The organism is Halorubrum marinum, from assembly GCF_048381195.1.
Classification (GTDB): Archaea; Halobacteriota; Halobacteria; order Halobacteriales; family Haloferacaceae; genus Halorubrum.
Genome location: NZ_JBLWMM010000006.1, coordinates 76,087 through 94,631, shown reverse-complemented (window position 1 = coordinate 94,631; position 18,545 = coordinate 76,087). Strand labels below are relative to the sequence as shown.

14 protein-coding genes and 3 pseudogenes are annotated in these 18,545 nt (G+C 62.3%); 7 read left to right on the top strand and 10 right to left on the bottom strand.

Going from position 1 to position 18,545, the window contains the following annotated elements:
- Positions 1 to 182: 182 nt before the first annotated feature.
- The 3 genes and pseudogenes from ACNSN4_RS09790 to ACNSN4_RS09780 all read right to left on the bottom strand — a co-directional run bounded on the left by ACNSN4_RS09790 (position 183) and on the right by ACNSN4_RS09780 (position 2,964).
- Positions 183 to 806, bottom strand: a pseudogene (locus ACNSN4_RS09790) (IS6 family transposase).
- Positions 766 to 1,402 (bottom strand): annotated as a pseudogene (locus ACNSN4_RS09785) (transposase family protein). Before ACNSN4_RS09785 ends, ACNSN4_RS09790 begins: the two co-directional pseudogenes overlap by 41 nt.
- 761 nt (positions 1,403 to 2,163) lie before the next feature.
- The gene (locus ACNSN4_RS09780) at positions 2,164 to 2,964 is read right to left on the bottom strand and encodes an IclR family transcriptional regulator (RefSeq protein ID WP_418285633.1); all 801 of its coding nucleotides are present in this window, start codon (positions 2,962 to 2,964) and stop codon (positions 2,164 to 2,166) included.
- A 147-nt stretch (positions 2,965 to 3,111) separates the two neighbouring features.
- Here ACNSN4_RS09780 and ACNSN4_RS09775 point away from each other — a divergent pair, with 147 nt between their 5' ends.
- The 6 genes from ACNSN4_RS09775 to ACNSN4_RS09750 all read left to right on the top strand — a co-directional run bounded on the left by ACNSN4_RS09775 (position 3,112) and on the right by ACNSN4_RS09750 (position 10,843).
- Positions 3,112 to 4,362 (top strand): Zn-dependent hydrolase, encoded by a 1,251-nt coding sequence (locus tag ACNSN4_RS09775; protein ID WP_418285632.1) that lies wholly within the window; start codon positions 3,112 to 3,114, stop codon positions 4,360 to 4,362.
- A gap of 159 nt (positions 4,363 to 4,521) precedes the next feature.
- On the top strand, positions 4,522 to 6,153 hold the full coding sequence (locus ACNSN4_RS09770) for an ABC transporter substrate-binding protein (protein WP_418285631.1): 1,632 nt from the start codon (positions 4,522 to 4,524) through the stop codon (positions 6,151 to 6,153).
- A gap of 55 nt (positions 6,154 to 6,208) precedes the next feature.
- Positions 6,209 to 7,168, top strand: a complete 960-nt coding sequence (locus ACNSN4_RS09765) for an ABC transporter permease (RefSeq protein ID WP_418285630.1) — start codon at positions 6,209 to 6,211, stop codon at positions 7,166 to 7,168.
- Positions 7,168 to 8,058, top strand: a complete 891-nt coding sequence (locus ACNSN4_RS09760) for an ABC transporter permease (protein ID WP_418285629.1) — start codon at positions 7,168 to 7,170, stop codon at positions 8,056 to 8,058. Before ACNSN4_RS09765 ends, ACNSN4_RS09760 begins: the two co-directional genes overlap by 1 nt.
- Entirely contained in the window at positions 8,055 to 10,175 is a 2,121-nt protein-coding gene (locus ACNSN4_RS09755) for a dipeptide ABC transporter ATP-binding protein (protein ID WP_418285628.1), read from the top strand. The genes ACNSN4_RS09760 and ACNSN4_RS09755 overlap by 4 nt, the downstream gene beginning before the upstream one ends.
- The gene (locus tag ACNSN4_RS09750; RefSeq protein WP_418285627.1) at positions 10,172 to 10,843 is read left to right on the top strand and encodes a DUF1028 domain-containing protein; all 672 of its coding nucleotides are present in this window, start codon (positions 10,172 to 10,174) and stop codon (positions 10,841 to 10,843) included. The genes ACNSN4_RS09755 and ACNSN4_RS09750 overlap by 4 nt, the downstream gene beginning before the upstream one ends.
- 371 nt (positions 10,844 to 11,214) lie before the next feature.
- Here the strand turns inward: ACNSN4_RS09750 and ACNSN4_RS09745 are convergent.
- A pseudogene (locus tag ACNSN4_RS09745) lies at positions 11,215 to 11,853 on the bottom strand (IS6 family transposase).
- A 311-nt stretch (positions 11,854 to 12,164) separates the two neighbouring features.
- Between ACNSN4_RS09745 and ACNSN4_RS09740 the strand changes: the two are divergent.
- Positions 12,165 to 12,359 (top strand): hypothetical protein, encoded by a 195-nt coding sequence (locus ACNSN4_RS09740; RefSeq protein ID WP_418285626.1) that lies wholly within the window; start codon positions 12,165 to 12,167, stop codon positions 12,357 to 12,359.
- 117 nt (positions 12,360 to 12,476) lie between these two features.
- Here the strand turns inward: ACNSN4_RS09740 and ACNSN4_RS09735 are convergent, their stop codons facing one another.
- The 6 genes from ACNSN4_RS09735 to ACNSN4_RS09710 are packed head-to-tail and all read right to left on the bottom strand — an operon-like array spanning position 12,477 to position 18,542.
- Entirely contained in the window at positions 12,477 to 13,319 is an 843-nt protein-coding gene (locus tag ACNSN4_RS09735; protein WP_418285625.1) for an SDR family NAD(P)-dependent oxidoreductase, read from the bottom strand.
- Positions 13,316 to 14,959, bottom strand: a complete 1,644-nt coding sequence (locus tag ACNSN4_RS09730; RefSeq protein ID WP_418285624.1) for a long-chain fatty acid--CoA ligase — start codon at positions 14,957 to 14,959, stop codon at positions 13,316 to 13,318. The genes ACNSN4_RS09735 and ACNSN4_RS09730 overlap by 4 nt, the downstream gene beginning before the upstream one ends.
- A complete protein-coding gene (locus ACNSN4_RS09725) occupies positions 14,952 to 15,665 on the bottom strand; it encodes an ABC transporter ATP-binding protein (protein WP_418285623.1) in 714 nt (237 codons plus the stop codon). The genes ACNSN4_RS09730 and ACNSN4_RS09725 overlap by 8 nt, the downstream gene beginning before the upstream one ends.
- Entirely contained in the window at positions 15,662 to 16,471 is an 810-nt protein-coding gene (locus tag ACNSN4_RS09720) for an ABC transporter ATP-binding protein (RefSeq protein WP_418285622.1), read from the bottom strand. Before ACNSN4_RS09720 ends, ACNSN4_RS09725 begins: the two co-directional genes overlap by 4 nt.
- Positions 16,468 to 17,652, bottom strand: coding sequence for a branched-chain amino acid ABC transporter permease (locus tag ACNSN4_RS09715; protein WP_418285621.1), 1,185 nt, complete (start codon positions 17,650 to 17,652; stop codon positions 16,468 to 16,470). Before ACNSN4_RS09715 ends, ACNSN4_RS09720 begins: the two co-directional genes overlap by 4 nt.
- Positions 17,649 to 18,542 carry a branched-chain amino acid ABC transporter permease gene (locus tag ACNSN4_RS09710; protein WP_418285620.1) on the bottom strand — a complete coding sequence of 298 codons (894 nt, stop codon included), beginning with the start codon at positions 18,540 to 18,542 and terminating at the stop codon, positions 17,649 to 17,651. Before ACNSN4_RS09710 ends, ACNSN4_RS09715 begins: the two co-directional genes overlap by 4 nt.
- Positions 18,543 to 18,545 lie beyond the last annotated feature (3 nt).

Sequence of the window (18,545 nt, the reverse complement as noted above, 5' to 3'; positions counted from 1 at the left end):
ATGTCGTCGAGACCGCCGGTGACAGCGAGCGAACGTGGCCCCGGTCTCGATATCGAACGCGTCCGACCGAACGCAGGTGGGCCAGATCGATGTCGAGTGGTAAGCCGCCGACCGCCTCCTCGCAGAAGGTTCCCTCGTCACCCTCGGTCGAGAGAGAATCAGTGACATTCCAACGGTAGTGTTCAGATAAGTTGACTCCATGCGAAAGCAAACGATCTCAACCACTCGTTAGCAGTTTCTGCTTCGGCGTTGCTGAAACAATTTGAGAAACAGATAGTTCTGCATTTTATCTCACGAAAGACACGTTCGACACTGTTCCGATTTCCATGTCGTTCGCATCTGAAATCGAGCCCATACTTTTCACGGGGTCGGTGAAGCGGAACCGCGCCATCAATGAGAAAGATCGCGTCATCTACATCGTGGTTTTCGCGGATTTTCCACGAAAAACTGATCTGTTATAACGTTCGTTCTTATTGTCTCGAGCTTTGTATGTAGCAGATCGTTCGAGTCGGGATCGACAGCGGCGTACAGCCAATATTGTTCGTGATCAAGCTGGATCACCGTTTCATCAACTGCAACGTGATTCGGACTCCGATCTGATTCCAGCTGTAGATCGGCCTTATCAACCCAGTTATGAACGGTAGATCGAGCCCGATTAACGCTGAATATTTCAAGAAAAAAGATAGTATTTAAAAACGATAGTTCAGACAGATGAAGCTGAATACTGAGCTCATCAACAGCCGCGGTGTTGCTTCTCGGGTCGCGTTAAGTTTGGCGTGAATTGTGGTAGACGGCGACGGCTTCAAGCCAGTTTTGAGCTGTTTCTAACTCGACATTGCTGAAACTATTTGCGAACGAGGATGTTCGTCGTTCTATTTCTCAAAAACACACGTTCGATGTCATTCCGGTTTCCATGGCGAATGACTCGAAATCGATAGCCATCCTCAGCGAGGACTGATCCAAGATAGTCTGCGTCATCGACGGGAGATTCGACGTTATTCAGTTGGTAGCGCCGATGCAGCTCGGTTAAAAATAATCGTGTTGTTTGCTTATTTGTGGTTGGATAGTGGTTTACGTGGAGGATTTCAGTCGTAGACGGATCTGCGTCGTACAGCCAGAACTTCTGGCCGTGGAGGCAGATCATCTTTTCGTCAACCGCGAGTTGATCCTCGGAGACGGTTGAGATTAGCTGTAAATCAGCCTTCTGAACCCAGTTGTGAATGGCGATGTGACTCCGATCGATCTCATATTTATCGGGGAATTTACTTACCTCACGTAGTGACATATAGGCCAAGTGACCGCAAATCCCTACTTCAATCGCCCACCGCGGCGTTCGATCTCGCTCCACAAATGACAAGTCGATACACGTGATACTCTCGCCGAGGCGTTCGATTTCGGCCATAGACACGCTGAAGTCGAACGCCTCATCCTCTAACGTAACGCGACGGTGAGATCCTCAATTACACTGTAACCGGCTAACAGGCGATTGTACAGTCTCCGCCGAAACAAGGTCGGGTTCGATATCCGTCGGAAGCGTGTTCTATCCTGTGATTCACCCCCATTGACCGAACAAGACTGATCTGCTGTCGTGTATCTCTCGGATGACCTCAGCGATCTCAAGAGGTCGATCTGTCGACGAGACTGGAACATTCGTGTCCCTTCACAGCGATGGACGTGTCGCTAAATATCTGTAATAGGATATAACAGTCAATAGGTCTGATTTATTTAATTTAAACCCGATCGACTCTCGACCACGACGGCCTGGATCGGTTCCACAGCGGCCTGGTGGAGTCGCACCTCTCGAACGCGACGATCCCGACAAGTGGTAGCGGGTTACGGTCGACCGCGTGAGAGTTACCGTTATGACCGGCAGAAAATTACAGTACTATATTTGTAATGATTCCCTACAGACAAATGGTCGTCGTGGGATCCGACTTCCCGAACGGAAACTGTTACACATCTCTCCGTCTCCGAGTCGGCGGTTTACGTAGCCGTGAGCAGCAACGCCTCGATCCAAAATGGATTGTCCATCCGACGTAACCCATATCTTCGTCACTGATTGCTACAGTTCGCTATTCACCGTCCGTCGGGACGAGGACATGCGTCACTCAGTTCGTCGTATGCGAACAAAACGCGGACGACATGCTGCTATCGGACGTACCGTTACTGCATCGACTTGCTCGCACTTGACATGTTGAGCTTCGCTTCGATCACGTTTGCGCTCTCGGTAACGGTCCCCGAGAACGTCTCGTGGCAGCGATCTAGCGTGAATCGACCGGTCGGCCCCGAGACACTGATCGCACCGAGAACCCCGCCGTTCGCGTCGCGAATCGGGGCACCGACGGCGCGGATCCCGACGACCTCTTCCTCGTCGTTGATCGCGTATCCGCGGGAGCGAATGGTGGAGAGCTCTTCGAAGAGGTCGGACGGCTCGGTAATCGTCTTCGCCGTCTTTTCAGGGAGGTCGTGGTCCTCGATGATCGACTCGACTCTCTGTTCGGGGAGGGCCGCCAACACGGCCTTCCCGCTTGCGGTGAAGTGCAGATAGTCCGGCTCCTGCTCTTTCGTCGCGTGGTACTCCTCCCCGACGGCGTGCTCTCCGGCGCATTTGAGGATGTTCCGCTCGAGTCCGTGCTGTTCACACATCAGATGAACGTACTCCCCCGTTTCCGCGGCCAACTCTTCGACGACCGGTTTTCCGTATGTAAACAGAATGTTTCGGCGCTGAACCGCGTTCCCGAGGTAGAGGAACTCGAGGCTCAGTCTGTACTTCCCGTCTGTCTGGACGACGAGATGCTTCTTCCGTAGCGTGTTGAGATACGCGTGAGCCGAACTCTTCGAGATGCCGACGTGGGCCGCCACCTCTGTCACTCCCGCCTCCTCCAATTGGTTCAGCGTCCGTATCACATCACACGCACGTCCGACGGTCGCGAGCTGCCGGGATTCGGATCCGGATCCGGTCATAACTAACACTGGGAGCAAACCGACATAATTGTTCTCATTTGACGAACATATTATAAACCAATGATTTGTTTCTGAAATAAAGGAGGTACCCGTACAGAGGTGTGTAATACGAACGCTTAACACACAGTACGCAACACCAAGGTGACAATGGACACAGTGTCAACGACGCGCTTACGGTCAGATATCGAGGCCAACGCCGAATTCGGACGGATCGATGTCGACGAGGGGCGGGGGCGAACGGTGCTCGCGGGGACGGACGCGAACCGCGATGCCCGTGATCGCTTCGTGGACCGGTTAGAGGAGGCCGGACTGACGGTCATGATCGACGCGGTCGGAAACATCGTCGGCCGGTGGGTCCCGGAGTCCGCGGACCCGGACGCGGCTCCCGTCGCGTCCGGAAGCCATCTGGACTCCGTGCCTAAGGGCGGAATATTCGACGGACCGCTGGGCGTGTATGCCGCGCTGGAGGCGGTGAGAAGCCTGCAGGACGCCGAGGTTGATCTCGCTCGGCCCGTCGATGTCGTCTGTTTCACCGAAGAAGAGGGTCAACGCTTCGGGAACGGACTCGTCGGATCCTCGGTTGCGACCGGACGCTCGACCGTCTCTGAGGCCCTTTCGCTCACCGACGAGTCGGGCCTCTCGTTCCGAGAGGAGTTCGAGCGGATCGGGTATCACGGGAGCGGAACGGTCGACGCCAGCGAGTGGAGCGCGTGGATAGAGCTCCACGTCGAACAGGGAACCCGCTTGGAAGAGGCGGGGGCAAAGGCGGGGATCGTCAGCAACATCGCTGGGATCACGCACTGCTACGCGGACGTGGTCGGAGACGCCGATCACGCGGGATCGACACCGATGGACCAGCGGAGCGACGCGCTGGCCGCCGCGAGCGAGCTTGTGCTTGACGTGGAGTCGGATGCGCGTCGGATGGCGGCCGACGAGTCTCCGACCGCAGTGGGAACCGTCGGAAGTCTCGAGGTGTCGCCGAACGCGACAAACGTCATTCCCGGCGACGCACGAGTGGGGATCGACATTCGCGACGTCGACAACGAGTCGATCGACTCGCTCGTTTCGTCGCTCGAAGCCAGCGCTCGGCGCATAGCGACCGATCGGGATGTCGCGGTGCGAGTTGAACGGCCCTACAGCGTCCCGCCGGAACCGATGGCGGAACGCTGTCGATCCGGGTTGCGCAGTGCGGCCGAAACGGCCGGTATTCCGGCGCTGGAACTCCACTCGGGGGCGGCACACGACACGATGAACGTGGCGCGAGTGACCGACGCGGGACTGTTGTTCGCGCCGTCGAAGCACGGTGTCTCCCACAACCCGCGCGAGTGGACGGACTGGGTCGACTGCACGGCGGCGACGACGGTACTCGCCGGGGCGATCAGAAGTTTGGCGGCGTGACGGGACGACCTCCCGATACGCGAGAGACGCTGTCGAGTGAAACGGACAGTATCGATAGAGCGGAGCGATACGTATTAGGATCTAATACGATCACCCATCCACCGAAACGGGTTTTACCCATAGTTTTATATATTCGAGATTGGTACGAAGCTACAGCGAATGACAACAAGTAACAGTAGCCATAGTGGTGGAGAGTCGTCAGACGGACCGAGCCGCCGCCTGTTCGTGAAGGCCGCGGCGACGGGAGTTCCGATCGCGTTTGCCGGGTGTCTCGGTGGCGGCGACGAGAGCGGTGACGACGGCGGCGACGGCGGTTCCGCCGACGGTGCGGACGCCCCCGACACCGGTGGCGTGTCCGACGAGGAAAATGCCCTGTTGTGGGGCGGGAGCGTCCCAGTCCAGAGCCTCGATCCGCACTTCGAGAGCGCGGCGGCGACGGCACGCGTCCTCGAAAACATCACGCAGGGGCTGCTCAGGGTCAACTGGGAGTACGACCTCGAACCGCTGCTCGCGGAATCGTGGGAGACGTCCGACGACAACCTGGAAATCACGTTCTCGCTCAGAGAAGACGTGGTCTTCCACGATGGGACGGAGTTCACTTCAGAGGACGTGATCGAGTCGTTCAGGCGGATCCGTGACGGCGAGGCGATCGCCGCCGAGTACATGGACCGCGTGGAGTCGATGGAGACGCCGGACGACAACACGTTCGTGATGCGACTCGAGGAGCCGTTCGCGCCGATGCTGTTCCGGATGGCGACGTCCGACATGCACATCCTCACCGCCGAGCAGGCCCAGCAGGACTCGATATCCGAACCGATCGGAACCGGTCCGTTCGAGTTCGACAGCATGGAGATCGACAACGAGTTCGTGATGACCAGCTTCGACGACTACTGGGACGACGAGCTCCCGTACCTCGACAAGGTCACGAAACTCGAAATCTCGGACGACGACAACCGGCTGAACACGTTCCGCGCCGGCGAGGTCGACTTTATCAACGACGTGCCGCCCCGGCACGCGGAAGACCTCGAAGACGACTCGGACGTCGATTTCATCCGTCGGTTCCCAAAATCCCTGACCTACCTCGGTGTCAACTGCAACGAGCCGCCGTTCGACAATCGGGACGCCCGGCTCGCGCTCGAATACGCGATCGACAAACAAGAGGTCATGGAGGCTGCGCTGTACGGACAGGGACAGGTGGCGACGAGTCCCGCCTCGCCCGGAAGCCAGTGGGAGCACCCGACCCTCGAACCGCGAGAACAGGACCTCGAGAAGGCTCAGGAGCACCTAGACGCCGCGGGGTACCCCGACGGCTTCGAGGCGACGTTCAAGATTCCCCAGCAGTACAACGACCAAGTCACTGCCGCACAGGTCATCGAGGCGTCCGCCGCACGGGTGGGAATCGACCTGCAGATCCAGCAGATCACGTGGAGCAATTGGCTCAGTGACGTGTACACCGACCGGGACTTTCAGGCAACGACGAGCTCCTACCTCGCGCTTTGGTTCCCCGACGCCGGGTTCCACCGCCCGCTCCACAGCGAGGGCGCGTTCTTCTTCACCGGCTGGGAGGACCAGGAATACAACGACTTGATCGACGAGGCCCGGACAATATACGACATGGAGGACCGCGCGCCCCTGTACCACGAGGCTGCGGAGATGCTCAAGGAGCGTCGCTCCGGGCATATCCTGTTGTACTGGGCACCGACGCTCATGGCGCGTCACAACAACTACACCGGAGAGGTCATGTCGCCGGACGGCTCGACCTTCCGATTCGAGGAAACGAAGTTCGAATAACGATTCCCGCACAATGACACAGACTCCTGCGCATCGGTCCGGGCTGCACCAATAGATGGCGTTCGCCAACTACCTCATCAAACGGCTCGGATTCATGATGGTGACGCTGTTCCTCGTCACCCTCATCACCTTCGGGTTAACGAACATCCTTCCGGGGAACGTCGCGCTCCTCATCCTCGGACCGAACGCGAACGAGGCGTCGATCGCCCAACTAGAGGCCCAACTCGGGTTGAACCAGCCGCTCATCGTCCAGTACGCCGATTGGATCACGGACTTGGCGCGGGGTGACATGGGGATGTCGCTGCGGTACAACACGCCGGTCGCCGAGCAGATCGGGGTCCGCCTCCCGCGATCGCTACTGCTCGCGGTGTCGGCGACCGTCGTCTCGGTGACGCTCTCGATCCCGCTCGGGATTATCGCCGCGGTCAAAAAGAACACGCCGACCGACCTGACCGCGTCGATGCTGGCGTTCCTGGGACTTTCGCTGCCGATCTTCCTCTGGGGACTCGTGTTCATCTACGTGTTCGCGCTCTCGCTCGGCGGCTTTCCTACGCGCGGGTACGTCTCCCCGTGGGTCGACCCCGTCGGGGCGTTACATCACCTCATCCTGCCGGCGAGCGCGATGGGCGTCGCGCTCACTGCGTACATCATGCGGATGACCAGATCGAGCATGATCGACGAGATGAGTGAGGACTACGTCGAGTTCGCGCGGTCGAAGGGGCTCAGCGAGCGGGCCGTCGTCCTTCGGCACGCACTAAAAAACGCCGCGATCCCGGTCATCACCGTCATCGCGTTCCAGTTCAGCTACGCGTTCGGCGGCGTCGTGGTGCTCGAAGAGGTGTTCTCGTGGCCGGGGATCGGTCGCCTCACGCTGACGGCGATCGAGAACCGGGACATCCCGCTGTTACAGGGCTGTATCATCGTTATCGCGCTCATCTACATGCTCTCAAACTTCCTCGCGGACGCGTTCTACGCGTACGTCGATCCGCGTATCCGATACGGAGGATCAGAGTAATGTCGTCCGAAAGACTCTCGCTCAGCGACGAACGCAAGGCGCACTACGCCCGGTTCATCCGGCAGTTCCGCCGAAACCAGAAGGCGATGATCGGGCTCGGAATCGTCGTGAGCCTGTTCGCCATCGCGATCGTCACGTACCTATTCCCGGAGATCGTCCCGTACGACCCGGGAGCGACGGACGTGCCGAACAGGGAGGCCGCGCCGAGCCTCTCGAACCCGATGGGGACCGACGATCTCGGGAGAGACGTGTTCAGCCGCGTGGTGTTGGGCACGCAGATCTCGCTGTACGTCGGGTTCACGTCGATCAGCGCGGCGATGATCATGGGTACCTCGATCGGTATCGTCGCGGGCTACTACCAGGGGCTCACGGACGAGTCGCTGATGCGGGCGATGGACGCCATGATGTCGTTCCCCCCGATCCTGTTGGCGCTGACGATCGTCGCGGTCATGGAACCGAGTCTGAACAACGTCATCATCGCGTTGGCGCTGGTGTACACCCCGTTCATTGCACGCGTGGCGCGCAGCGCGGCGCTGTCGGTGCGCAACGAGTCGTACATCGAAGCCGCGGAGGCCCGCGGAGAAAGCGACCTGTACATCATCTTCCGCGAGGTGCTGCCGAACTGCGTCGGGCCCCTGTTGGTGCAGGGGTCGATCAACATCGCGTTCACCATGCTGCTCGAAGCGAGCCTCTCGTTCCTCGGGCTCGGCGTGCAGCCGCCGGAGCCGTCGTGGGGGCTGATGATCAACTCCGGATGGGCCTACATGGGCGACGCCCCGTGGATGGTCTTCTTCCCGGCGGCGGCCATCGCCATCGCCGTGATCGGCTTCAACCTGCTCGGCGACGGCCTCCGTGACGTGCTGGATCCGAAAGGAGAGATAATCGAATGAATTCGAACACCACAGACCCGCTGCTGTCGGTCGAATCGCTCCGGACCCAGTTCCGCACAGAAGACGGTACGGTGACCGCCGTTGACGACGTCTCGTTTACCCTCGAAAAGGGCGAAGTAATGGGGATCGTCGGCGAATCGGGCGCCGGAAAAAGCGTCACTGCCCGGTCGATCATGCAGCTGATCGAGTACCCCGGCGAGATCGTCTCGGGTTCGATAGCCTTCGACGGACGCGATCTGCTCTCGCTTTCCGAAAAAGAGATGCAGGGTGTTCGGGGGAACGAGATCACGCTCATCCCGCAGGACCCGATGACCGCGCTGAATCCCGTGTTGACCGTCGGGCAACAGATAACCGAGACGATCGAGCTCCATCAGGACGTGAGTTCCACGGAGGCCCGCGAGATAGCCATCGAAGCGATGCGAGAGGTGGAGATCCCGTCCCCGAAAGAGCGGATCGACGAGTACCCGCACCAGTTCTCGGGCGGGATGCGACAGCGCATCCTCATCGCCATCGGGCTGGCGTGTGAGCCGGACCTGATCATCGCCGACGAGCCGACGACCGCGCTCGACGTCACGACGCAGGCGAAGATCCTCGACTTACTCAACGATCTGCGCGAGAGACGCGACGTATCGATCCTGATGATCACCCACAACCTGGGTGTCGTCGCGCAGACCTGCGACCACGTCGGCGTGATGTACGCCGGAAACCTCGTCGAAAGGGGGCCCGTGTCGTCGATTTTCGCACGGCCGAGACACCCTTACACGCGGACGCTCATCGACGCGATCCCGGCGGTCAACTCCGACCGCGATCGCCTCTACGCGCTCCCCGGCTCGATGCCGGACCTCAAGTCGCTGCCCGACGGATGTAACTTCGCCGACAGGTGTCCACACGCAGTCGACGCGTGTCGGACCGGCGACGATCCGGCGCTAGAGCCCATCTCTGGCACTGAATACGATGACCGCGGAGATTCAGAGGTGGCGTGTATCCGGTCTGCGGAGCTCGACCTCTCCGAGTCGGCCGTCACGGAAGACGCCGGCCGGCAACAGAAGGAAATCGACGGTGACCCGCTCTTAGACGTGAGCGGACTCAAGAAGCACTTCCCGTCCGGCGACGGACTGCTCGGGAACATCTCCCTCGCGCGAACCGACGGGGGAGGGTTAACGCTCGAACGCCGATACGTGAAAGCGGTCGACGGCGTGGACTTCAGCATCAGCCGCGGGGAGACCGTCGGTCTCGTCGGTGAGAGCGGCTGCGGGAAGTCCACCGTCGCGCGGACCGTCATGCAGTTGCTCGAACCGACTGACGGCGAGGTGTACTTCGACGGACAGCCGCTCCACTCGCTGAGTGACTCGGAGATGCGAAGTCTCCGGCAGGAGATACAGATCATCTTCCAGGACCCGAAGAGTTCGCTCAATCCTCGGAAGACGGTCGAGCAGATCGTCGGACGAGGGATGGAGAAGCACGGAATCGCGACGGGCGACGAGAAACGCGCCCGGATCGAAGAGCTGTTGGAGCGCGTCGGACTCCAAGCGAGCGACATCGATAAGTACCCGCATCAGTTCTCCGGCGGGCAGCAGCAGCGGATCGCGATCGCCAACGCGCTCGCTGTCGAGCCGAAACTCATCGTTTGCGACGAACCCGTCTCCGCGCTGGACGTGAGCGTGCAGGCGCAGATTCTCAACCTTCTCGACGACCTGCAGGCAGAGTACGGGCTCTCGTACCTGTTCATCTCACACAACATCAGCGTCGTACAGCACATCTGTGACCGCGTCGCCGTGATGTACCTCGGAACGATCGCCGAGTCCGGATCGGTCGAGCAGGTGTTTAATCCGCCGTTCCACCCGTACACGGAGAGCCTTCTCTCGGCCGTTCCGCATCCGACTCCGGACGACCAGCCCGAGCGGATCCTGCTCGAAGGCGACGTTCCGAGCCCCTTAGACCCGCCGACCGGATGTCCGTTCCACACCCGCTGTCCGAAGAAGATCGGCGAGGTCTGCGAGACGGACGCTCCGACGCGGGACCCGGTCGAGGGCGCGCCAGGTCACCGGATCGCCTGCCACCTGTCCGAAGCAGAGATGTCCGAACGGCTCTATGGGAGCGACGGGAGCGCGACGTGACGTTCTCGATCTGCGCGTCGGTCGACGGCCGCCACGGCGCCGCGATAGCCACGAAGGCGATCGCCGTCGGCTCGACGGCTCCGTTCGTCTGTCGTGACGGAGCGGTCTGCACGCAAGCGATGACGAAGACGCCGATCGGCGTCCACGCGATCGGTCGCCTAGAGCGCGGAGCCTCGGTCGTCGAGGCCGTTTCGTCGTTGCTGGCAGCCGACACGCACTCGGCCCAACGGCAGGTACACGGGATCGACAGTTCCGGTCAAACCGTCGCACGGACCGGCGACGACTGCGAGCCGTTTGCAGGCGATATCGAGGGGGAGACGTACACCGTGGCCGGCAACATGCTCGACGGACCGGCAGTCATCGAGCGGATGGCCGACGCGTTCGAACGGTCCCGGGATCGGACGCTCGATCGTCGGCTCTTGGCGGCGCTTCGGGCCGGAGCAGACGCTGGTGGAGATAAGCGGGGCCCCAACGCCCAGAGCGCGGCAATCGTCGTCTTTGATCCCGAGACGCCGCAGCTCGAACACGACCTTCGCGTTGACGAGCACGACGACGCGGTCACAGAGCTCGAGCGGATTCACGAGACGGCCAGAACGGCCGGCGCAGACTGGGCCGCAGAGTACCCGAATCTGGACGTACAGCGCTGGCCCCCAGCAGAACGGGACTGAAACGAGAGCGGGCCGTAGCCGTCGATAACGTTCGACATTTCGTGTTATCTGCCAGAAATACCAGTTTTTAGTAATACTATACATTCTTATATTTAGTGGAGATCGGGATCGATCTACCGTTCACAACGGGGCATACAAAGCAGATCTCCCTCCGGAGACTAATTCAAGTGCGACTCATGCTACAGTGGCCGTTACCGTGGTGCAAGTTGAACACGAGTAGTACTGGTTATTCAAGACTCAAACCGACAAACTCTCGTGGTTCGTCAGTTTGAATGTCTCCGTCAAAATAACGAAAATAATGAGATTAGCTCACCGATTGAACATTTATATTCCACCAAGATTACGTAGTATGCATTTTTATTATGCTCGCGTTAAGTTTGGCGTGAATTGTGGTAGACGGCGACGGCTTCGAGCCAATTTTGAGCTGTCTCTAGCGCGACATTGTTGAAGCTATTCGAAAACGATAATATTCGTCTTTCTGTTCCCCAAAAGACACGTTTGATGGCGTTCCGATTTCCATGTTGAATGACTTGAAATCGCTAGCCGTCTTCAGCGAGAACTGATCCGAGATAGTCTGCGTCATCGACGAGGAATTCCACGTTATCGAGCTGATAGCGCCGGTGTAGTTCGGTTAGAAACCACCACATCGTCTGTTTATTTGCGGTCGGATAGAGACTCACGTGAGGGACCTCATTCGTCTGTGGATCAACCGCGCCGTACAGCCAGAACTTCTGGCCGTGGAGGCGGATGATCTTTTCGTCAACCGCGAGTTGATCCTCGGAGACGGTTGAGATCGGCTGTAGATCGGCCTTATGAGCCCAGTTATGGATCGCGACGTGACTCCGATTGGTCCCAAACAGTTCAAGATGCTTACTTACCTCACGTAGTGACATTTAGGCCAAGTGACAGCGGATCCCTACTTCAATCGCCCAGCGCGGAGTTCGATCTCGCTCCACAAACTCTAAGTTGATCTCGTCTAAACAGCCGCTGAGACGGTCGTTTTCGGGCATGAACCACTTTGAAAACGCACCTCCTCACCCTTCAATCCTTATCTGAACACCGCGTTCCAACGGAAGAAAGTCATTTCAGTGGTACGTCCCACAGCACGCTCATGCCCTCCGCTGTGCGGTCGTTCAAACCCCACTCGGTCCCGCTGGTCGTGTTCCTCGTGGTGGCCCTCGCGGTCCTCGCCGTGCCCCCGGTCGTGCTGGGGACGCGACGACGAGCACGTACGCCCTCACGGCGGCGGTCCTCGTTCTCGCGGGCGGCTCCGTCTTTCCGTATGCGGTAGTCGTCGCGGTGGGGACGCTCCCGCTCCTCTATGTCGGTGTCGCGAGTTTTGCAGCGCCACAACCGGGGGCCGAGGTGCCTCACTCGTTTTCCACCGGCGCGGCGATCCGACACCCTCCGGGGCGAGGTCGCCCGGCTCACCGTCCTCGGGACGATCGCGCTCGGGACTCTGGTGGCCGCGTCGCCGGTCGTCGCCTTCTGGGCCTTCGACGGCGTCCTCTGGTGATCGACGACGACGACCGAGTCAGGGCGATCGATGTCCCGCAGGCGGAGGCTGTATTCGGGGAGCGCGGGTCACGAGGACGCCTGCGAAAACGGTCGAATTCCTCCGACTTTCCGCCGCTCACCGGGCCGTCCAGCCGCCGTCGGCCGCGAGGGTCTCGCCGGTGACGAAGCTCGCCGCGTCGCTCGCGAGGAACACGACCGGCCCGGCGATCTCCATCGGATCGGCGAACCGGTCGAGGGGCGTTCGGTCGACGATCGATTGCCGGAGCCGCTCGTTCTCCTGAAGGGGTTCGGTGAGGTCGGTCGCGACGTAGCCGGGAGCGACCGCGTTCACCCGCACGTCGGGGGCCCAGTCCAGCGCCGCGCTCTTCGTCAGCCCGACGAGCCCGTGTTTCGAGGCGACGTACGGGTGCTGTTTCGGCAGTCCAACGAGCCCGGCCACGCTGGCGACGTTGACGACGCTCCCCCCGACCGCTTTCAGGTGCGGCCCGGCGGCTCGAACCGCGCGGAACGCGCCTCGCAGGTTCACGTCGAGCACGGCGTCGACCGCGTCGCTCTCGACGTCGTCGGGGTCGCCGAGCGCGTCGCCTGGATTGAAACCCGCGTTGTTGACCAACACGTCGAGCGAACCGAACGCGTCGACGGTCTCCTCGACGAGCGCGTTCACCTCGTCGTCGTCGGTCACGTCGGCGGTGATCCCGCGCGCCTCGACGCCGTACTCGCGGGCCTCGGCGGCCACGGCCTCGACCTCCGCCGCGGTCCGCGCCGAGGGGACGACCGTGGCCCCCGCCGCGGCCATGCCGAGTGCGATCGCCCGCCCGATCCCGCGGCCGCCGCCGGTGACGACGGCGACGCGCCCCGAGAGGTCGGGGAGAGCGGCGGCGGGGGCGAGCGGCGGCGACTCGTCGTCGCCGGTCGTCGGATCGGTGTCGACGACGTCGGCCGCGTCGTCTCCCGTCATTCGCCCTCACCCGGCGCGTACGGCAGCTCCGGGTCCTCGACGGTCTCGCGGAGCGTCTTCTTGTCGAACTTCCCGGTCGCCGTCTTGGGGATCTCCTCGCGGAACCGCACGTCGTCCGGGAGCCACCAGCGCGGGAACTCGTCGGCGAGGAACGCCCGGATCCCCTCAACGTCGAGGTCGCGGCCCGCCTTCGGCACGACGAACGCAAGCGGCCGCTCCTGCCATCGCTCGTGGGACGCCGCGATCACGACCGCCTCGGCGACGTCCTCGTGGGCCATCAGCGCGTTCTCCAGTTCGATGCTGGAGATCCACTCGCCGCCGGACTTGATCACGTCCTTGACGCGGTCGACGACCTCGATGTAGCCGTCCGCATCCACCGTGGCGATGTCGCCGGTGCGGAGCCACCGAGCGCCGCCGTCCTCGGCCGCCACGAAATCGGTCTCGGTCGCCTCGGGACGGTTGTAGTACTCCTCGACGACGGAGGGGCCGCGGACGAGCAGTTCGCCGAACGCCTCGCCGTCCCAGTCGACCGGATCGTCGGCGTCGTCGACGATTCGCATCTCCAACCCCGGCGAGAGCAGCCCCTGTTTGGCGCGCTTGTCGAGTTTCGCCTCGCGGTCGTCGTCGGTCATCGACGACTTCGGGCGGGAGACCGAGCCGATGCTCATCGTCTCGGTCATTCCCCACGCGTGTTCTATCGTCACGTCGTGTTCGTCCGCGTAGCGCCGCATCACCTCTCTGGGCGCCGCGCTCCCGCCGACGACGATGCGCTCCAGCGAGGAGAGGTCGCCGCCGTGTTCGTCGAGGTGATCGAGCACGTCGATCCAGACGGTCGGCACGCCCGCGGTGAGCGTCACTCCTTCCGCCTCGATCAGTTCGACGAGGTCGGCGGGGTCGGGCGACGGACCGGGGTACACCTGCTTCGCACCCGCCATCGTCACGGCGTAGGGGAACTCCCACGAGTTCACGTGGAACATCGGCACGACGGGCATCACCACGTCCTCCTCCGCGATGTCGAGCGCCGACGGCGTCATCACCATCATCGCGTGGGCGTAGATCATCTTGTGCGTGTACTCGACGCCCTTGGGCTTCCCCGTCGTTCCGGAGGTGTAACACATGCCAGCCGGGTCGTCCTCGGCGAGCGGCGGCCACGAGCCGACCGGATCGGCCGCCGCGAGCAGCTCCTCGGAGGCCGACAGCGGCATGTCGGCCGTCGTTTCCGGGACGGTGTCGCCCATGACGACGACTTCGCGGACGCCTTCGATCCGATCCCACAGTCGGTCGAGGGTCGCGACGGCGTCGCGGTCGACGAGGAGCACGTCGTCCGCGGCGTCGTTGATGATGTACTCGACGTGGTCGTCCTGTAAGAGCAGGTTCACCGTGTGGAGCTGCGCCCCGGAGAGGGGGACCGCGTAGTACGCCTCGAAGTGCCGGTGGGTGTTCCACCCGAGGGTGCCGACGCGGTCGCCGGGCTCGACGCCGAGCGCTTCGAGTGCGGCCGCCAGTCGCCGAACGCGGTCGCCGAAGTCGGCGTACGTGTAGCGCTCGACCCCGTCGTGGGTGCGCGAGACGACTTCGGTCTCGGGGAACAGTCGGGTCGCCCGCCAGAAGAACGGGCGGAGCGTGAGTTCCTCAGGCATCGGCGCTTCCCACGGAGAGGTACGTTTCGAGGAGGTCCTCCCGCTCTTGGATCTCCTCGACGGTGCCGTCGAAAACGATCTCGCCGGTGTCCATGATGTAGCCGCGTTCGGCGAGGTCGAAGGCGAAGTCCACGTTCTGCTCGGTCAAGAGGACAGTCACGTTCTCGTCGACGACCGTCTGGACGATCTCCCGGAGGTCGTCGACGATGACGGGTGCGAGCCCCTCGGTCGGCTCGTCGAGTAACAGGACGTCAGGCGCCTGCACCAGCGCGCGAGCGACCGACACCATCTGTTGTTCGCCGCCGCTGAGGTTCTGTCCGTCGTTGTTCCGCAGCGGGTCGAGCGCGGGGAACAGCTCGTACATCTCCTCGACCGGCCGCGGGTCGGTGGCGAGGTTGTGCGCGAGCCGAAGGTTCTCCTGAACGGTCAGCGTGGGGAACACCCGGCGGTCCTCGGGCACGAGTGAGATCCCCAGCTTGTTGATCTCGTCGGGCGATTTGCCCGCGATCTCCTCGCCGCGGTAGGTGATCGACCCGGTTCGCGGCGGCGACGCGCCGACGATGGAGCGCATCGTCGTCGTCTTGCCGGCGCCGTTGCGTCCCAACAGCGTCACCACCTCGCCCTCGTCGATCTCCAGCGAGACGCCGTGGAGGACGTGGCTGTTCCCGTAGTACGTATCGATGTCGTCGACTGTGAGTATCGTCATGCGCTATCGCTCCCCAAGTAGGCCTCGGTCACGCGTTCGTCGGTCAACACGTCCGTCGGCGTGCCGTCGGCGAGGATCGAGCCCTCGGCGAGCACGACGATCCGGTCGGAGATGTCTTTCACGACGTCCATGTTGTGTTCGGTCACCACGAAGGTGGCGTCGAGATCGGCGTCGAGGTCGCGGATCAGCGAGACGATCTCCGTCACTTCCGTCGGATTCATTCCCGCCGTCGGCTCGTCCATCAGGAAGACGTTCGGCTCGATGGCCAACGCCAAGGCGATCTCGACGGTCCGTTTCTCGCCGTGACTCAGCGTGTCACACGCCGTATCGGCGATGCCGGTGAGCCCGGTCAGATCGAGGATATCCTCGATTTCGGACTCCATTGCCTCGTTTTCATTCGCACGGGACCGGAAGTCGAGCCGCGTCTCCTCGTGGCTGATCCGCGCCACGCGGACGTTCTCGCGAACGGTGAGTCCCTCGAAGATATTCGTGATCTGGTAGGAGCGTGAGAGTCCGGCTTGCGCCACCTCGTGCGGCTCGGCGTCGGTGATGTCGCGGAGGCCGTCAGACGGGCCGTCGGCGTTGCGGCCGCCGTCACCCCCGCTCTCGTCGCTCCGCAGCCAGATCGAGCCGGCGGTCGGCTGGAGCACGCCCGTCAGCAGGTTGTAGAACGTGGTCTTGCCGGCGCCGTTCGGGCCGATGATACTGGTGATCTCGCTGTCGTCGATCTCGATCGAGACGTCGTCGACGGCGGTCAGTTCGCCGAACTGCTTGCGTAGGTCTTCCGTTTTGAGGACGGTCGTCACGAGTCGTCACCCCGGTCGTCGGATCGGTCGTCGCGCGATTCCGCGTTCTCGCCGCCCGGGTCGGCGTCCGGTTCCGCAGCCTCGGCGTTCGGATCGCCGTCCGATTCCGCGCTCTCACCGTCCGTATCGTCGCCGAGCAGCCGATCGCGGAGCAGCACGAGTCCGCCGACGGCGCCCGCTTTGAAGTACAGCACCACACCGATGAGAAGCGCCCCGAAGAAGAACTCCCAGTGCGCTTCGAGCGCGGGGAACCGGCTGATCCCCCACCGGACGTACAGGAAGATGAACGCGCCGACGACCGGCCCCGCGAAGTACGTCGCGCCGCCGATAACGGTGGCGACGACGGCGACTGCGCTGGTCGACCAGTAGGCCAGTTCGGGCGACGCGACACTGGAGAGGCCAGCGCGCAACACACCGGCGATGCTCACGATCGCCGCCGAGAGGATGAACGTCATCCACCGGTGATGCCTGACGTCGATCCCCAGCGCAGCCGCGCGGTCGGGACTCTCGCGGATCGCCTTACAGACGGTGCCGAACGGGGAGTTGACGATCCGCCAGACCGCGTAGATCGTCGCGACCACGACCGTCGCCGTGAGGACGTAGTACCCCTGTCGGTCGCCGATCCGGAAGCTCGACCCGCCGATATCGACGCTGCCGAGCAGGATGATGATCCCGTCGGTGCCGTTCGTCAGCCCCGCTGGATTCTGAATGATGAGCGAGTACGCTAACATCCCGAACGCGAGGGTGATCAGCGCGAAGTAGATCTCCTCCAGTCGGACGCTGAGCCAGCCGACGGGGACGGAGACGAGCACGACGAGCGCGAGCCCCGCGAGCCCGCCGATCACGAACGTGACGAGCGGAGCGACCCCGGTGCCGACGACGTCCGCGATCACCGGACCCAGGTCCCGCAAGACGATGGCGAATCCGTAGGCGCCACCGGCGTAGAACATGCCGTGGCCGAACGACAGCAGCCCGGTGTAGCCGTAGAGGAGATTGAATCCGAGCGCGAACAGCGCGACGATCAGGAACTCCGTGAACAGGAACACCTGGAAGCTCGGGGCGAACGCCATTACCACGAGCCCGAGCACGCCGAGCACGCCGAAGCGCTCGCGCGTCCAACCGTCTGCGACGGCGGCACCGAACGAGCGAAGCGTCCCGGTGTCGTCGGTCGTCGTGCTCATTCGCCGATCCCCCCGAAGAGCCCCTCAGGGCGGAACAGCAGGACGATCACCATCGCGAGGAACGGGATGGCGATCGAGCCCGCAGAGATGAACTGCGGACCGATACTCTGCATGATGCCGATGATCATCGCGCCGACGAACGCGCCGGTCATCGAGCCGAGCCCGCCGATGACGACGACGATGAACGCGTCGATTATCACCTGGTCGCCGAGGCCGGGACTGGTCGACTGCAGCGGCGCGGACAGCGCCCCGCCGAGCCCGGCGAGCAGGCTGCCGAGGAAGAACACCGCGGTGTACAGCCGCGGAACGTTGACGCCGAGCATCGACGCCATCTCGCGGTCCGAGGAGGTTCCCCGGATCAGCGAGCCGAAGTACGTTCGCGTGATGAACAGCCAGAGACCGGCCATCACGACGAGGGCCATCGCGATTACGAACAGGCGATACGCGCCGAAGGTGCTTCCACCGACCGACAGCGAGTAGTCGAACAGTGCGGGCGGGTCCATCGAGTACGACTGCGAGCCCCAGATGAACCGCACGGCCTCGTGGATCACGAGCACGAACCCGAAGGTGACGATCAGCTGATCGAGCTCGCTCTCGACCCGTCCGTACAGCGGCCGGATCGTCGTTACCTCGATGAGCGCGCCGACGACGCCGACGGCCAACGCGCCGACGACGACGGCGAGCCAGAAGTTCGAGATGACGCTCGTGGTGACCGCGAGCGAGAAGTACGCGCCGAGCATGTAGAGACCGCCGTGCGCGAAGTTGAGCACGCCGAGCACGCCGAAGATCAGACTCAGCCCGACGGCGATAAGGAACAGCCGACTGCCGAGGCTAAGCCCGATCACGATGTCGGCGACCCCGATAAGCGGAACGAGCGATGGTAGGCTCATTGG

Bases quoted from the DNA above. Each gene is read 5' to 3' on its own strand.
- ACNSN4_RS09775 (WP_418285632.1), top strand. From the start codon at position 3,112: ATGGACACAGTGTCAACGACGCGCTTACGGTCAGATATCGAGGCCAAC.
- ACNSN4_RS09735 (WP_418285625.1), bottom strand. From the start codon at position 13,319: ATGACGGGAGACGACGCGGCCGACGTCGTCGACACCGATCCGACGACC.
- ACNSN4_RS09740 (WP_418285626.1), top strand. From the start codon at position 12,165: ATGTCGGTGTCGCGAGTTTTGCAGCGCCACAACCGGGGGCCGAGGTGC.
- ACNSN4_RS09770 (WP_418285631.1), top strand. From the start codon at position 4,522: ATGACAACAAGTAACAGTAGCCATAGTGGTGGAGAGTCGTCAGACGGA.
- ACNSN4_RS09765 (WP_418285630.1), top strand. From the start codon at position 6,209: ATGGCGTTCGCCAACTACCTCATCAAACGGCTCGGATTCATGATGGTG.
- ACNSN4_RS09710 (WP_418285620.1), bottom strand. From the start codon at position 18,542: ATGAGCCTACCATCGCTCGTTCCGCTTATCGGGGTCGCCGACATCGTG.
- ACNSN4_RS09780 (WP_418285633.1), bottom strand. From the start codon at position 2,964: ATGACCGGATCCGGATCCGAATCCCGGCAGCTCGCGACCGTCGGACGT.
- ACNSN4_RS09730 (WP_418285624.1), bottom strand. From the start codon at position 14,959: ATGCCTGAGGAACTCACGCTCCGCCCGTTCTTCTGGCGGGCGACCCGA.
- ACNSN4_RS09755 (WP_418285628.1), top strand. From the start codon at position 8,055: ATGAATTCGAACACCACAGACCCGCTGCTGTCGGTCGAATCGCTCCGG.
- ACNSN4_RS09725 (WP_418285623.1), bottom strand. From the start codon at position 15,665: ATGACGATACTCACAGTCGACGACATCGATACGTACTACGGGAACAGC.
- ACNSN4_RS09715 (WP_418285621.1), bottom strand. From the start codon at position 17,652: ATGAGCACGACGACCGACGACACCGGGACGCTTCGCTCGTTCGGTGCC.
- ACNSN4_RS09760 (WP_418285629.1), top strand. From the start codon at position 7,168: ATGTCGTCCGAAAGACTCTCGCTCAGCGACGAACGCAAGGCGCACTAC.